Below are 15135 nucleotides of genomic sequence, written 5' to 3'. Positions count from 1 at the left end.
TGATGCCGTTCAAGCTGGCATCGATATTCGAGACACCCATAGGTTGCTCATTGCCCTCGCCAGATCATCGTGGCTCCGCAATCTGCTTGGCTCGCTCCTCTGCTTCGCTCGCCCACGCCGGCAGGCTGCCCAGATCGGCAAGTTCGCTTCGCACAATGCCATCGAGAACTTCGGGGAAGATATCCTGCATGGTATCCCACCCGGGATGCCCTGGTGATGCCTGCGCACTGTCCACCTTAGCCCTGCCCAAGGCCTTGCGAAGGGATTCCCTCTCCAGCAGGTCACGACAGGCAGTGCGCGTCAGAAACGTCTCGATCAGATCGGCATAAGGCTGGAAAATGGTGCTGGCCAGTTTGCTGTTGAGCATCGCTAGAAGACGACCCTCAGCTTTATGCTTGGTAATGTAGAGGACGTCCTTGCCCTCAGCCGCGCTATGGGCGATCGAACATAAGATTCCGAAAAGTGAGGCGATGCGGGCTCTGTCGCGACCATCGCCACCGCTTGCTGTATCTTCCATGTTCTCGCGGAAATAGGCGAAATGATCTCGGACCGCTGACCAGGGCCGTTTAAAAGCCTCATGGTAATATGGATCATCCGGGCTCTCTTTCCTGGCCAACATCAGGGCGCCCCACCAACCAGCTTTCGTCGCCTTGCATCGGGCAAGCAAGCGCTGGCTGCGGCAGTCTTCAAGAAAAACGCTGCGTCCCGCCGACAGATTGAGGTCATCCAGGGTGACCAGGCGCGGAGGCTGAAAGCCGCCCTTTCCATCCTCGAGGTAGCAGCTGAGAACCAGCGTGCTGCGCTTGACAGCCTCCTCCTCCGCGGTCGCGTCAAAAAGGAAGGCGTTTCCACGCTGCATGGTGATGACGTCATGAAATCCCTGTGGCAAGGGCACGGCCAACTCGGAAAAAATCCAGATCAGGCTTACGCCCTCGCGCTCGTAATGGAGATGGCGGGCGCTGATCTCGGGCGCAAAAGGCTTGGACAACTGCACTTCCAGAGTAAAGCGCCCCAAGGTCTCCACCTCGGCATAAATATCGGGCCACCGCCCGCGCTTATGGATTTCCGGGCGTCGGTAGGTGTCCACATCCGCTTTACCGCACCGCTCATCCAGTTGCAGGATTTCGGCAATGCGGTCGCACATACGGCGGTGGGCCGCTGATTCCTGGTGTCCCTGATATTGCGCGGCTCGGGCATCGTCCGGTGTTATGCTACCCCCATCGAACCATGGGCAGTCCTCATTGCTTCCGGGGAAATGAGCATAGAGCGGGCTATGCCCGACCCTCGCCGGCTCAGAGCGGATATAGACACCCTGCTTGCAGAGCCGGCAGCGGGCAAGCGGTCGATCCGGCTCACTTGTGCGCCGTCTGTTGATCTCGGCGCGCAGGTGATCCCACGCTTCACGCGGCATGCCCATGAGCGCTTCGATCTTCACCTCGCCACGCGGCAATTCGAAGTCTGCAATGCGAATGGATCGTTTGCGCCGGATAAAGCTGGACTGATCGTTTAACATCGGGCCTCCCGTAGGAATTCGGAAGGTGCCCGACGGCTTCAGAAACGACAAGCGGCTGCACTGAACTTGCCACAGCCGCGAATAGGTTGCCGCCGGATCAACGCAAAGATCAGACCAGCTTCATGGACGGAGAGGCTTTTCAATCGGAGTACTCGAGCGGGCCGCGGGGCGCGGCCTCCCTGGAGTCACAGCCTGCACCCTAAGGTGGAGACAGGACAACGCCTCCTGGCTTTGCCCGAGGGATAGTCGCAAGCCCCGCCACACGTGCCGACGATGATCCGTCGGGGCCTTGGCTGACTATTCTTTCATCATTCGCTCGAACCGGTCGAGGCCTTCAAGATCGACCTCAATCGTCTCCTGCTTCACAAGGCCGGTCCAGCGCAGCCAACCCAATTCACGATAGGTGTCATGGCCCTCGCCGCATATCAGCATGAAATTCATTGAGGTAAGAGTGGGGCTTCCGAAGGCGCCCGCGCGCAAAAAGGTGAGCCAGGCCATAGCGGGTAAGCACCAGGAAAGTGGTTTGGAGGTGCTATCTCTAACCTCAAGCAGGTCATTGATCCGCCTTTCCAATTCCCCGTTATAGTGGTCAAGCTGAAAGCGTTCCCAGCGCACGGCAAAGCTGGTTGGCGCTATGAGCTCAGCCGATCGCAACTTGCGAATGGCGGCAGACACCCACTTTTCGTCGCGATCGCAATATCGCGCCAAAAGTGCGACATTAATTGGAGCATCTGCAAAATCGAGGATGGCATCCATGACCACCACACCAGAAGACCCGATGTCGCCGCTCGAAATTCTGGAAGTCTTCTTACCCTCAGCCCTCGCAGCATCTTTCGCAGCATATCGAGTGTATAGTTCAAGCGCGTCAGCCGCTGCGCGAAATGCAGCTTCCGGCCCCCCAATCCCAAATTTGCGCTTGTCCGCCTCCCATCTGATGTTTTGGCAACGCATCCAGATTTCGTGATCGGCATTGGTCATTGAATAGGCCTCAGGTCTTTCGATGGATTGAAACGCGCACATGTCGATTGCTCGGAGCCGGTGGAGAGGCGGCCGATTTATGAAGGACGTTATGCTGGTACGCGGCAGCAGGAGTGAATAAATCGGTGAAGCAATCATGCACCAAATTGCTGCAACTCACGACACAGATAATCACAAATTTCAGAGATTTGTCGCTCAAGCACCGCTTCACCGCCGGCGAGCGCCTTCATTGCCTTGGAAAGCATTGGCACATTGGCCTGCACCATGACTGACAGGTTTCCCCCTATCCTCTCACCCGCCGCAACATCCGAGCCGTAGCATTCGAAGCTGGCGCTAACTTACGCCCGTAACGCAGCGCCGTAGACGTCGAGGTCCAGCGCAAAGCCTGAGCGATCGGTCCGGCATCCTCGCCGCTGGCGAACAGGTCCTGGGTCAGACCGACGCGCAACGAATGCGTGCTGAGCGCGGCGATGGCCGCGTCAAGCTCAGCACCAGCCAGCATGACCAAATGCTCTTTGGCGGCGCGACGCGCAGTGCGCTTGATGATCAGCCGCACCGCAGTTGGGGTTAGCTCCGTCTCTCCGACCATGAGTGTGCTGGTCGCAGGCACGGGCTGCGCCGCAGCTTCGCTCTGTATGCCAGCGGGCAACCGCCAGACATAGCCCGGTGGCGCGGGGAGCGCGGTGATCGGTGTAGCTTCGCGTGCTTTGGTCCGCACGACATGTATGCGGCGAAACAGCGGTCCGCTTACCACCCCGGCCGCTTCCTGCCACGCCCGGACCCGCCGCATGGTGTCGGGCGAGAGCCAGGCAAAGGCCCCCTGCCCTTCCTGATCGGTTTTCGAGCCCGGAATGGTGAGCACCGCCGAACCATCCTCGGCCGGGGCGATGTGTTCGCAGTCGACCCGCACCTGTTCGGACACACGCGTCCCGCTGTCATAGGCCAGGCTGAGCAGGGCCGCGTCGCGCAGACCAGCCAGATCTGGCGGGCAAGCCTGGAGCAACACGCTCAAGGTAAAGCCCCCCGCCGGGACCGCGCCGATCCCCTCGCCGAAGCGCAGCGGCCCAGCCTGGCGCTGGATCACCGTCACCCGCCGGCGGAATCCGCGCAGTCCATCCCGCACCACCGACGCCCGCGTCGGGCTCGGCACGTCGAGCAGGCCATGAACGGCGGCCAGTGAGGCAAGCCGCCGCTCGACCGAGGCCGGCTTGAGCCCCCGCGCCTCGCAGTCCTCAAGATAGGCGACGATCCGCGGTGCGGCGGCGGGGAGCCCGAGGCCCGGCATACGAGCGCAAAAGTCGGCATAGCAGGCCAGATCGTTCGCCAGCGCTTTGACGCTCGCCGGGGCCCGGGCCTCGAGGCTCTTGCGGTAGGCCAGTTCGTCAACCGTAGCACCCGCGCGCAGCAATGTGGCAATCAGCTGGGTCAGCTGAAGCACGCGGTCGCGGGCCTGGCCGCCGCGCCGCTTGGGCACAGGGCCCTCGCCCGCCGACAGTACGGTGAGGATCTCACTCGCAGCAGGCAGAGTGGGACGGTTCGGAGCCTTCGGGCGGGTCATTTTACCGGTTTAGCGCCGGCTTTCCTCTATGTCACTATCGATAAGATTCCATTATCGATAGTACTTTGAGGATCCTGAACCAACAACGGATTGGACGCTTTCATTTCCTCAAAGTTGCCATGATTTTCGCGGGTCACGACGCCACGTTAGGTGCCGGTTGACACTATATAGAGATCTTGCCTACCAACTTTACAAACGGGAACGAAATTCTACTTCTCACCGCCGAACGATGAGCTGTGGCCAGCGCGAGGCGCGGATCGACCGTATCATCCTCGAGATCACCCTCATCCCTCTAGCCTGTGACGAACTGGACGGCCTGCGCAGCTACACATATTCCACCATGATCACCAGCTTCGGCGTGAAGTGCGCGGGCAAGCCTAACGAAGGGCACAAAGGCTCGCGCTTCCGGTGCCCCTACCGCTCCATTAACGCCTCCCGAGTCACATCCCAGTGGCAATCAACAGATCGCCAGCGTGCGCTTGCATTCGCCGGTGTGCGATACAGGTTATTTGACGGTTAATTGACAGGTAGCCTGGAAAATTCCATATATCATTATTTTCAAACTATATTATAGAACTCTAAACCCTATAATCTCGTCCTTCACAGGGCAGGCGTCGGCATCGACCAGGATCTGGAGCGATGTCACAGTGTCGGCGCGCCACGGCGAGCGACATTATCGCGGGCCGGCTGCACAAATGCCGTAAAGCGTGAAAGGGCGGTCAAAATTCACAAACCTCCGACATGGACGCGGGTTGGTCCACGAAGCTTCGCGAAACGTGCCGAGTGTTCAAGCATGGCCGGGCCTGTCATGAGACATCAGCAGCCTGCGGATCCCTCCATAGTCGACAATGCCCTCCACCGCTATGACAAACAGGCTGGCGGCAATGCGATCGGGGAACTGGTGCCCGACACAGCCATATCGTCAAACCCGATGCGTCAGTTCACGCTCTGGCCTCGCCAACGGGCCTGATCGAAAGCAGCTGATCAATCAACCATATCGGCAACGATACGCCGCAGTTCTTCTGTCGACAGCGTGCCAGGCGGATGGGCGATCATACGATCAGAGCGCGGAGAGATGGGATAGATAGGAAGATGAAATTTCAAATATTGACTGAACATTATGTAATTTAAACTCACAGATAGTTGTATGAATGAAAAAAATTTTCAGCGTGGTGCTACGTTGAAGTGCCAAGCCTAGCCCATGACCATGAATCATCCTGATACAATGGCGCGATGGAGGCAGCTTGTGCCCCCAACAACCGTCACTTCAAGCAGCAGCAAGATGAACAGAGGGCTGCTTTCCCCGGCGATCAGCCGAGGTGAAGCATAGCCTTTGTCGGTGTTGAAAATTTGACGGTACCGATCAGCATCATGCTTCCTGTCACAAGACCAACACCCATCTGCAGCAATGCAGACAGAGCTGGTGGCGTGGGTAAGGAAGGAGAGCCTTTTTCGGCGTCAAATTCCGTCGCAGACGACGTTAGCAAAGCGCTATATGGCCTTGTACTGCGGAAAAGTCAAGGCGCATGCCGATGGAGTGGCTCGCCCTGCCTCCACCGAATATCCGGAACCCTTCCCCATGGATCGTCCGGCGGGCACGCCAACTCACCGCTTTTGGGCATAGGGAGGTGCCATTGGCTCTAGCCATGGAGGCATGGAGGCCCTAGAAAGCGCCAGACCAGAGAAGGTTTTGATATCATAGGTCTGCTGACACATCGGATGCAGGCATATTGTCGCTTCAACCTGCAACCACCGCCAGGGGATATGCCATGACACTGCCCGCTCATGAGATCTATCAGAACGCCAATGATCCCCTGCAGTTTCGCGTGGTGGTGGCCGAGGCCGACATCCATGAGGACGGCGAACTCAATGCCGCCTACGCCAAATTGTACGAGACCTTTGTCGATGAGGTGACGGACAACATGCTGCCCGTCACGCATCTGGTCAGCCATATCGATGAGCTGGCCGGGCTGGTGAGCGACCACCTCGCCCAGGCGTTCCAGAACGATCCGAATTTCAAACTGTTCACCGACGAAGCCACCTGGCCGGAAAGCATCTGGGACCTCGACGTGGCGGAAGATGGCGACGAATTCTGGGTCTTCGACATTCAATTGCCCGACAATCCGGATGGCAAGAAAGCAGCAGCGGCCTTCAAGGCGGCTCATCCCCAGATCGAAACAACCGGCTGGTAAATCATACAGGGCAGGATCACCTGCGCCATATCTCCATGAGAGAGGCAAACGTCATTGACGTTGTGATGGCGTTCGACTCAATCATGCGCGCTGCGATCAAGCGGCAGCCTTTCACAAGCGCGTTTTCTTCATCCACTCCGGCCTGCGCGCATGTTCATCGGGTCGATGTCCAGCGCCTCATGGACGGCAAGATGCGCGGCAAGGCACCGGGCCATGCGCTGACATTGTTGACCTGCGCCCCGCGCATAACAAGCGGCGCCCGATCAACGATCAGCGCATGGCGTCCCTGTTTCTGAAGAACATAGGGCGCCCCCTCCCCCGGCCGGAGCCGGGGAAACAAAGGCCAACAGCGCCAAAAGCAGGCGCGCGATCGCCTGCCACGCCTTCTCTTAACGCGGCTTGCCGGAATAGAAGCCGGTGGTGACCTTCAGCACCTGCGGACGGTCGATCAGATTCAGGCCGTAATCGGTCTGATCCCCGTTCCACACCCGCGAGGTGACCCACTTCCCATCACGGAACGTGCCCTCCTCCACCGAGACGATCATGCCGTCATCACGCTTGTCCGCTGGCGAGAAGCTGACGCGCACATGGTCACCCATCACCAGATACTCATGGTCGGAAAGCTGAGCCACGGCCATGCCGCCGACAGGCTCGCTGGCCCAGGGCGCCGGATCGGCCTTGATCCAGGTCCAGTCCTTCATGCCGAACTGCCACTGGCCCCAGCTGGCGGTGATGGTCCACGGGCCCAGCGTCACCGACTGGTCGCTGCCATTGTCGGGCTTGGCCGCGCCCCATGTCGGGCGCGTGGCGGCGATTTTCGCCCAGTCGCGCATGATGCCGCTCACCGTGGCATAGGGCAGCGCGAAAGCGTCCAGTTCCTTGTGATCCAGCACGCGGGCGCCCAGCGGATAGTTGAAGTAACCGCTGGCATCCATGCCGAAGGGCGAGAAGCCGATGCCACCCCGCCCGATGGTGGGCCAGAAGAAGCGCGCGAATTCCTTGGCATTGCCGATCTCGGGCACCATCAGAGCGTTGTCGGGCCGGGCATATTTGTCGAGATACTGGATCACATTGCCGCTGGCGCGATCATAGATGTCGGGCGCGGCAAGATCGATGGCGGGGGCCGCCGCCTTCCAGATCTCCAGCACATCCCACTGCGGCCCGCCGCTGGCCACACCCGTGGGATCGGGCACGTTGGACGGCCCGGCCAGCGCGGCGTTGACATACATCGGCAGCGCTTTCACCGCCTTGCCCGCCTGCGCCACCGCATTGACATAGCTGGCGACATACCATGTGTTGAAGGCACGCGGCGCCTGCGCGCCAAAGGCCTGAGTCCATGTGCCGGACTTGCCCGTCTTGCGCGCCAGCACCGCCGGGATGGGCTGCGCAAACAGTCGGTTGCCCTCGGCGGAGAAATCGCGCGGCACGCGGTAGGAGCCGGTCTCATTCTCGGGCTGCACCATGATGACGGTGTTCTGCCGGTCATGATCGCGCAGATATTCCATCACCTTCACAAAGGCGCGGCGATCGGCCTCCATCGTCGCTGAAGACAAAGGGGTCAGCACGCCATGGTCCTTGCCCTGCGGGTCCTTCATGCGGGGGAAGCGGGCATTGTTCAGCTTCACCCAGGCCGGGGCATAGGAAGGGTTGGTGTTCTTCCAGGTGCCGAACCACAGCAGCACCACGCGCTTGTCATGCGCGCGCGCCTGATCGAGCAGCTCCTGCAGGAAGGAGAGGTCATAGTGGCCCTCCACCGGCTCCACCTGCTCCCAGGCGATGGGCACCTCCACCGTGTTGGCATGCATGGCATCCAGCACCGGCCATGCGGTCTTAAGCGGCTCGGCATAATTGCTGGAGTTGTTGACCTGCCCGCCCAGCATCACAAAGGGCGCGCCATCGACGATCAGCGCATGATGCCCGTCACGGCTTTCCAGCCGGGGGAGCGGGGTGGCCGTCTGGGCGGCGGCGGTTTGCGCCGCAAGGGCACAGGCCAGCGCCAGCGGCGCAAGTTTCGTCAGCATTCTTGTCACTCTCCCCTGGCCGGCCACTTCGCCGACCCTTTGGCCGCAACGCCGGAAACCATGCGGATGCGCAGGCTCCCCAGCCCTCGACCTTCGTGTCTGCCGGATCGCTGGAATGAATAGCGCTACCAGTTTATGATGCAAACAGATTGCGGTCCGGGACGATGTCCGTCATGGAAAAAAAATACAATCCGGCAAGGATAGCGCAAACATCGCGCAACAACGAAGCCACGCGCAAGGCTCTGGAGAGAAGCAGGCATGACCACAACCATCACCTCGCGCCGCACCATGCTGAGCGGCCTGACGCTGGCGGGGATCGCCGCATCGACAGTGGCCACCAGGGCCAGCGCCGGCACGCGTGCCATCACCGCCTCCGGCCCGTCGATCCCGCTGTGGCCGGGCGCGGCGCCGGGTGCGCCCGCCAAACTGCCCATGCGCGCCTTCGAGCAACGCTCCACCGACAGCGGTTTCGACGATCGCTGGCTGACCGGCATCGGCCAGCCCACGATCGAAGTGCGCCGCCCCGCCTTTCAGGATAGCTCGGCGGTGCTGATCATGCCTGGCGGCGGTTATGGCTTCCTGGCCATCGACAATGAGGGCGAGGAACAGGCCCGCTGGCTGACCCAGCGCGGCGTCACCTGCTTCATCCTCTGCTACCGCCTCCCCGGCGAAGGCTGGGCCAACCGGCAGACGGTGCCCTTGCAGGATGCGCAGCGCGCCATGCGCCTGATCCGTGCGCGGGCGACGGACTTCGGCATCGATCCGGCGCGGGTTTCAGTGCTGGGCTTCTCGGCAGGCGGCCATCTGGCCGGTAGCATCGCCACGCGCTTTGCCGAAACCACCTATGAGCCCGTCGATGCGGCGGACCGCCTCTCGGCCCGGCCCGATCTGGTCGGCATGATCTATCCGGTGGTGACGCTGGCGCAGCCTTTCGTTCATGCCGGATCGCGCGATGCGCTGCTTGGCCCCGGCTCGGGCATCGCCGAAAGCAAGACGGCCTCGGTGGAGAACCGTGTGACCGAGGCCACGCCGCCCGTCTTCCTGACAGCCGCGAGCGACGACGGCCTTGTCCCCATCGCCAACAGCGTGGCGATGTATGGCGCGCTGCTGGCCAGGGCGCGCCCGGCTGAATTCCATGGTTTCGACAAGGGCGGCCACGGTTTCGGGGTGCGCTTACCCAAGGATGTGCCCGCCTCCGCCTGGCCGGATCTGTTCTACAGCTATGGCCGCCGTCAGAGCATCTATCGGGGCTGACGGGTTTGCGAAGACTTATTCATTGAGGTGCCTATGACTCGTATCATCCTCATGCTCACGGCAATCTTCGTCGCGATATCGCCTGCCCACGCCCGGGCCGAATCGCAATATCGCATTCTGGTGGTGGCGATCCCGAACAAATACCACTATGAATATATCCCCGTCGCGCGGGACAGTCTGGAGCATCTGGCCAAGCTGCATGAGTTCAGCATGGTCTGGACCAATCAACCGTCCGCTTTCGAGGGTGATCTCAAACAATATGCCGCCGTGATGTTTCTGAACACGCCCGGCGAGGAGCTTAATGACAAGCAGCGCGCCGCGTTCGAAGACTATATGCGCGGCGGCGGCAATGTCATTGTGGTGCATCGCGCGCTGATCATGCCCAAGCGTGACTGGCCATGGTATGAAAAGATGGTGGGCCGCAGCTTTGTGACGCATCCCATGCTGCAAACCGGCGTGGTGACGGTGGAAGACAGCAGTTTTCCCGCCAGTTTCGCCCTGCCTGCCCGCTGGATCTGGAGCGATGAATTCTATGTCACCGCCAATCCCTATGCCGTCCCGATCCATACGGTGCTGGGTATTGATGAAAGCAGCTATGATCCCACCCGCATCTGGCCGGGGCAGGTTGCCCGTCCGATGGGGCGTGACCATCCGATTGCCTGGTATCACAACTGGGAAAAGGGCCGCGTCTTCGTGACAACGCTGGGGCATAATGTGGAAATGTACCGCGATCCGCAGTATCTTTCTCACCTGATGGGCGGAATCTATTGGGCCGCAACAGGGTTGGGGCAGAAGAAATAACCGCCGGAGGCGCACTGGCTTTTGAAGACAGTGCGCCCCGATCAGCAGCCTTCAAACGTTCCGCGCCGTGCCGAGCGCCCGATACCGGAAATCGCGCAGCTTTGCCTCCCCCTCGCCCGCGACATACAGCCCCAGACGAAGGCTGAGGAAACCACCGAAAACATTGTGATGGATGCCCGAGACCTCCATGCGGGTGCCGTGGCGCTGCCAGCTTTGCCCTTCGTCATGGGAATAGTGCCAGGTCACCACATTCTCGTCATTGGTGACCCGCAGACGCAGGCTGCGCGCCTGATGCGGCACCGCCGCCCAAGGCAGTTCCTCGGAATATTCGTAGATTTTCAGCTTTTCCGGCGTGAAACCCACGCCCACAAAGGCCTTGTAATTGTAGAACAAAAGCAAGCCCGCCTCGGCCTTGCCTGTCAGATCGATCGACACCTCGGCCTCATAGCCACGATCGCCCACAAGGCAGGTCAGCGGCGAGGAATCCGCCGGAGAAGTGCCACTCGCCGCAATCGTCAGCCCGCCGAGGCCATAGGTCGCCCGCTGCCCCTCGCCGTGTTTGGGCGCATGGAAGCTCCATTGCACGCCCATGCGGTCCCTGGCGAAATCATCCGAGAGGCCCGGCGCCGAGGCGCTGGGCTTGCCGCCCCGCGGCTTGCGCAAGGGCTGCGAAAGATCGCCACCCTTGGCGCGAAACCAGCCGTCGCCGGTCCATTCGATCGGCTCCAGCAGCGTCTGGCGGCCCAGCGTGCGCATGCCGTTCTCATAGCCGTGATAGACCATCCACCAGTCCCCGGCAGGCCCCTCGACCAGCGTGGCATGGCCGCGCGACCACCATGGCTCAGCCGTGCTGACGGTGCGCACCAGCGGATTATGCGGGCAATGCTCCCAGGGCCCGTGGATCGACCGGGAGCGCGCCGCGATCACCATATGCCCCGTCACCGGCCCCGCGGTGCCGCCGATGGCCGTGACCAGATAGAACCAACCGCCCCGCCGCAGCAGCTTGGGGCCTTCGGGCGCGAAATTCTCCACCACCCAGTCATCGGGATAGCGCCAGGGGTTATAGGCCTTCACCAGCGGGCCATCCGTGGCCAGCCCGTCATCGGTCAGGCGGATCATGCGGATGCCATTGGTGAAGAGATAGCGCTTGCCATCCTCCCCCACGACATGGCCCGGATCGATGCAGCCGCTGATCTTGAGATCCACCGGCTCGCTCCACGGCCCGGCGATATCATCGGCCCAGATCACGAAGATCGACCAACCCTCGCCCTTGGGATCGGCGGGGATGTAGATGAAATAGCGCCCGTCATGCTTGACCAGATCAACCGCCCAGATCGTGCCGAGATTGCGATGCAGCGCCGGGCCGACCGGCGCCCAGTTGACCAGATCGGTGGAGCGCCAGATCACCAGCGCCGGATAGGAATCGAAGGAGGAGAACGTCATGTAATAGACGTCGCCATCCTTCAGGATCGTGGGATCGGGATGATCGCCCGAGACGATCGGATTGCGGTAGAAGCCATTGCCCAGATCGGCCTTGCGCTGGCCATCGGCGCCCATGCCCCATTGCGGCGCTTCCGTCGGAGCGGCGGCTGCAGCAGGCGCTCCAGTGCCGGCAACGCGGGCCAGAGCAGGCACCGCGGCTCCGGCAAGGGCGCCCTGAAACAGTGTGCGGCGGTTGATGGTCATGGCTGGTGTCTCACTTGGTGGCAGGTTCGAGCGTCACCAGGGCGATGTCATTGCTGCGCATCGTCACGGTCATCGTGGCATGGCCATCGGGGCCGATGCGCAGCAGCTTGTCCTGCTCGGGGCGGTCGGCGGTCTGCTGCTGCAACTGTGCCAGTTGCTGCGGGCTGAGCGCTTTGGGCATGCCCATATCGATGTAGGCCGAGAGCGGATCGTTTACGCGATAGCCCGTCCGATGGATCTGCAAGCGATAGCTGCCTGCCTTGAGACGCGAGAGGGTCAGCACCACCGGACGGCTTGGCGTCGCGGGAACCTGTCGCGTGTAGAAGGGCTTGTTGCTGACCTTCTGGTCGGGCTGCTGGAAATCCCAGAGCAGCGCGGAGACCTTGCCGCCATCCCGGGCCACTATCGCCTGATCGTCACCGGTGGGCAGCGCCTGCCCGCGTACTGCATGCAGATATTTGTAAGCGAACCACGCCGGTTTGCGGATGCCTTCACGGTTCATCAGGCCGAAGCCGCCATGGAAGGGCGTCGGCGGCGGGCCGGGTTCCTCGAACAGGTCTGTGTAGGTCCAGTAGCTCATGCCCTGCGCCAGACCCTGCGTGCCCTTCAGCTTGCTGAGGATGTAGGGCGCGCTGATATAGCTGTCGTGAACGAAATCGCGGGGCGTGTAGCTGGTGCTCCATTCGGTGAAGAACAGCGGGATGTTCGGATAGGCCGAGGTGGCGATCTCCCCCCTCACCTTGCGTACATCGCCCAGGATGGCGTCGGGCGAAGGCGAGAGCTTGGTGTCCTGCTTGCCGTCTTCGTCCAGAAAACCGCCGCTCACGCCGTAGGTATGCGTCGCCACAAAATCGACGGGCAGCTTGTGCTCGGCGGCATAGCTCAGGAACTGCGGCACCCATGCTGCGCCAGCCGTGGCCGGGCCGCCGATGCGCAGCTGCGGGTCGATCGCCTTGATGGTGCGGACGGTATCGGCATAGAGGCTGAAATAGGCCGCCTGATCGGCCTTTTCCCAGAAACCGTCGAGGTTGGGCTCGTTCCAAAGCTCGAAATACCAGCTTCGCACCTCGGCCTCGCCGTAACGCTGGCGCATATGGTTGACGAAAGCGGCGACCAGATCGCGCCACATCGCCGGATCGGGATGCGAGGTGTTGCCCTTCCAGTAGAACAGCTGCTGGTCGGAGGTGCGCAGCGCCGCCGGGGTCCAGCCCAGTTCCACGAAGGGGCGGATGCCCTTGGCGAGCAGGCCGTCATAGAGCTTGTCGATGCCGGTCCAGTCATAGGCGATATGGCCGTCAACCTTGCGCACCGTGCCCAGCACATCGTGGAAAATGTCGTGGAAGCGGATGTAGCGGAAGCCGAGTTCATCGACCGCCTGCTTCAACTGCGCCTGACTGTCTTCCCGGATCAGCGTGCCGGGATAGTCGGAACCGACCGAAAGATCGAAGAAGCGATCGACAGGCGCACCGGGCGCTTCGGCATCGATGCGGATATCGCGCGCAGGCAGCGGCGCCTGCGCCTGAGCCATCCGTGCCGAGACGGTGACCGCCAAAGCGGCCAGAAGCGCAATCCTGCTCATATCCCCATCCCCGTCCTGCTTGCTATCCTCGGGTGACACCCTGCCCCGGGGCAGGGCAGCGGTCACACCAACCGGTTGGTGCGCACCAGCTCGCGATACCAGTCCGCGCTCAGCTTGGGCGTGCGCTTGCCGGTCTTGAAATCGACATGGTGGATGCCGAAAAGCTTGGTGTAGCCATCCTCCCACTCGAAATTGTCCATCAGGCTCCAGAGGAAATAGCCCTTGATAGGATAATTCTCACGCGCGGCGCGCTGCAAATGGGTGAGGTAGTTGCGCAGATACATGATGCGGTCGGCATCATAGACCTTGCCGTCCGCCGCCACCGGATCATCCGCCGAACAGCCGTTCTCCGAAATGTAGAGCGCCTTGGGCTTCCACAGATCGTTGACGGTGCGCACGCTCCAATAGAGCGCCTCGGGCCCGACATAGAGCCAGGGCGAGGCCATGCGTGGCGACTGGGGCAGATGCGGCAGGATCTCGTAACCCGCAGCATTGTCCGCCGCGCGCACATAGTTGGGCGTGTAGACATTAAGCGAGACGAAATCGAGCGCGCTGCCGATCGCCTTCATGTCGCCGTCCTTTACCTTCGGCGCATCCTTGCCCTGCGCGGCGAGATAGCTGTCGAGATAGCGCCCCTCCATGATCGCGGTGAGGAACATGGCGTTCTCCTCGCGCATGGCCTTCATGGTGGCAGCGATATGCTCCTGCGTCTCGATGACGGGGACGAAGATCGTCGCATTGTCGGCGAGACCGACCTGCGTGCCCGGCTTGGCCGAGGCACGGATCGCCTGCACGCCAAGGCCATGCGCCAGAACGCCATGGTGGCGCACCTGATTGACCTCGCCCATGGGCAGCTTGAGGCCGGGCGCCTTGCCGCCGGTCATATAGGACAGGTCGGTGAAGCAGCGCAGCTCGTTGACCGTCATCAGATGCTTGACGCGGTCAGTGATCTTGCCCGCCATATAGCCCGCGTAATCGGCGAAGGCGTAAGACGTGTCACGCGACTGCCAGCCACCGGCTAGCCCCGTCGGCAGATCCCAGTGAAACAGGGTGACATGCGGCTCGATGCCTGCGGCCAGCAGGCCGTCGATCAGGCGGTTGTAGTAATCGAGCCCCTTCTGGTTGGGCTTGCCGCGCCCATCGGGGAAGATGCGCGACCAGGCGATCGAGAAGCGATAGGCCTTGACGCCCAGAGCTTTCAGCAGCGCAATATCCTCGGCATAACGGTGATAGCTGTCGCACGCGACATCGCCGGTGCCGCCGTCGCTGGTCTTGCCCGGCGTGTGCGAGAACACATCCCAATTGGTCTGCCCACGCCCGTCTTCCCTGACGGCGCCCTCGATCTGATAGGCCGCCGTGGCGCAGCCCCAGAGGAAGCCTTCCGGAAAGGCCAGCCCGGCCTGCGGCGCCGCAGCCCCGCCCGCCTGCGCGCCGACCTGCGCCGCATCAAGGCGCCCACCGAGCGCCGAGCCCAGCGCCGCCGCGCCAAGCCCCATACCGAGCTGGCGGCGATTGATTCCAGTCATTGAGAAGTCCTCTGTAAAGTGGCGGCG

The 15135-nt window shown here is 61.8% G+C and carries 11 protein-coding genes; 3 read left to right on the top strand and 8 right to left on the bottom strand.

The features are described 5' to 3' along the window. Window positions 1-64 precede the first annotated feature (64 nt). The 4 genes from HGK27_RS24125 to HGK27_RS24115 form a co-directional block, all read right to left on the bottom strand. A complete protein-coding gene (locus HGK27_RS24125) occupies window positions 65-1513 on the bottom strand; it encodes a competence protein CoiA family protein (protein WP_206245412.1) in 1449 nt (482 codons plus the stop codon). 297 nt (window positions 1514-1810) lie between these two features. Further along, window positions 1811-2491 (bottom strand): hypothetical protein, encoded by a 681-nt coding sequence (locus tag HGK27_RS24120; RefSeq protein ID WP_206245411.1) that lies wholly within the window; start codon window positions 2489-2491, stop codon window positions 1811-1813. A 134-nt stretch (window positions 2492-2625) separates the two neighbouring features. Continuing rightward, window positions 2626-2757 (bottom strand): hypothetical protein, encoded by a 132-nt coding sequence (locus HGK27_RS31320; protein WP_274617195.1) that lies wholly within the window; start codon window positions 2755-2757, stop codon window positions 2626-2628. Between the two features lie 17 nt (window positions 2758-2774). Then, window positions 2775-3929 carry a site-specific integrase gene (locus HGK27_RS24115; protein ID WP_241127824.1) on the bottom strand — a complete coding sequence of 385 codons (1155 nt, stop codon included), beginning with the start codon at window positions 3927-3929 and terminating at the stop codon, window positions 2775-2777. A 1889-nt stretch (window positions 3930-5818) separates the two neighbouring features. Between HGK27_RS24115 and HGK27_RS24110 the strand changes: the two genes are divergently transcribed. Further along, the gene (locus tag HGK27_RS24110) at window positions 5819-6241 is read left to right on the top strand and encodes a hypothetical protein (RefSeq protein ID WP_206245409.1); all 423 of its coding nucleotides are present in this window, start codon (window positions 5819-5821) and stop codon (window positions 6239-6241) included. A 389-nt stretch (window positions 6242-6630) separates the two neighbouring features. Here the strand turns inward: HGK27_RS24110 and HGK27_RS24105 are convergent, their stop codons facing one another. Further along, on the bottom strand, window positions 6631-8262 hold the full coding sequence (locus tag HGK27_RS24105) for a DUF5597 domain-containing protein (protein WP_206245408.1): 1632 nt from the start codon (window positions 8260-8262) through the stop codon (window positions 6631-6633). Between the two features lie 258 nt (window positions 8263-8520). On the opposite strand from HGK27_RS24105, the gene HGK27_RS24100 reads away from it, so the two are divergent. Together HGK27_RS24100 and HGK27_RS24095 are read left to right on the top strand one after the other, a co-directional pair. Further along, complete coding sequence (locus tag HGK27_RS24100; protein ID WP_206245407.1) at window positions 8521-9516, top strand: alpha/beta hydrolase; 996 nt, start codon at window positions 8521-8523, stop codon at window positions 9514-9516. Window positions 9517-9549: 33 nt separating this feature from the next. Continuing rightward, window positions 9550-10317 carry a ThuA domain-containing protein gene (locus HGK27_RS24095; protein WP_206245406.1) on the top strand — a complete coding sequence of 256 codons (768 nt, stop codon included), beginning with the start codon at window positions 9550-9552 and terminating at the stop codon, window positions 10315-10317. A gap of 51 nt (window positions 10318-10368) precedes the next feature. Here the strand turns inward: HGK27_RS24095 and HGK27_RS24090 are convergent, their stop codons facing one another. The 3 genes from HGK27_RS24090 to HGK27_RS24080 all read right to left on the bottom strand — a co-directional run bounded on the left by HGK27_RS24090 (window position 10369) and on the right by HGK27_RS24080 (window position 15108). Continuing rightward, window positions 10369-12003, bottom strand: coding sequence for a family 43 glycosylhydrolase (locus tag HGK27_RS24090; protein ID WP_206245405.1), 1635 nt, complete (start codon window positions 12001-12003; stop codon window positions 10369-10371). A gap of 10 nt (window positions 12004-12013) precedes the next feature. Beyond that, entirely contained in the window at window positions 12014-13582 is a 1569-nt protein-coding gene (locus HGK27_RS24085) for a GH39 family glycosyl hydrolase (RefSeq protein WP_407674702.1), read from the bottom strand. Window positions 13583-13644: 62 nt separating this feature from the next. After that, window positions 13645-15108: a GH1 family beta-glucosidase gene (locus HGK27_RS24080; RefSeq protein ID WP_206245404.1), complete on the bottom strand. Its 1464-nt coding sequence runs from the start codon at window positions 15106-15108 to the stop codon at window positions 13645-13647. Between the last annotated feature and the right edge of the window lie 27 nt (window positions 15109-15135).

Source organism: Novosphingobium terrae (assembly GCF_017163935.1).
Classification (GTDB): domain Bacteria; phylum Pseudomonadota; class Alphaproteobacteria; order Sphingomonadales; family Sphingomonadaceae; genus Novosphingobium; species Novosphingobium terrae.
The sequence above is the reverse complement of the archived record's forward strand: the minus strand, read 5'-3'. Positions and strand labels throughout refer to the sequence as shown.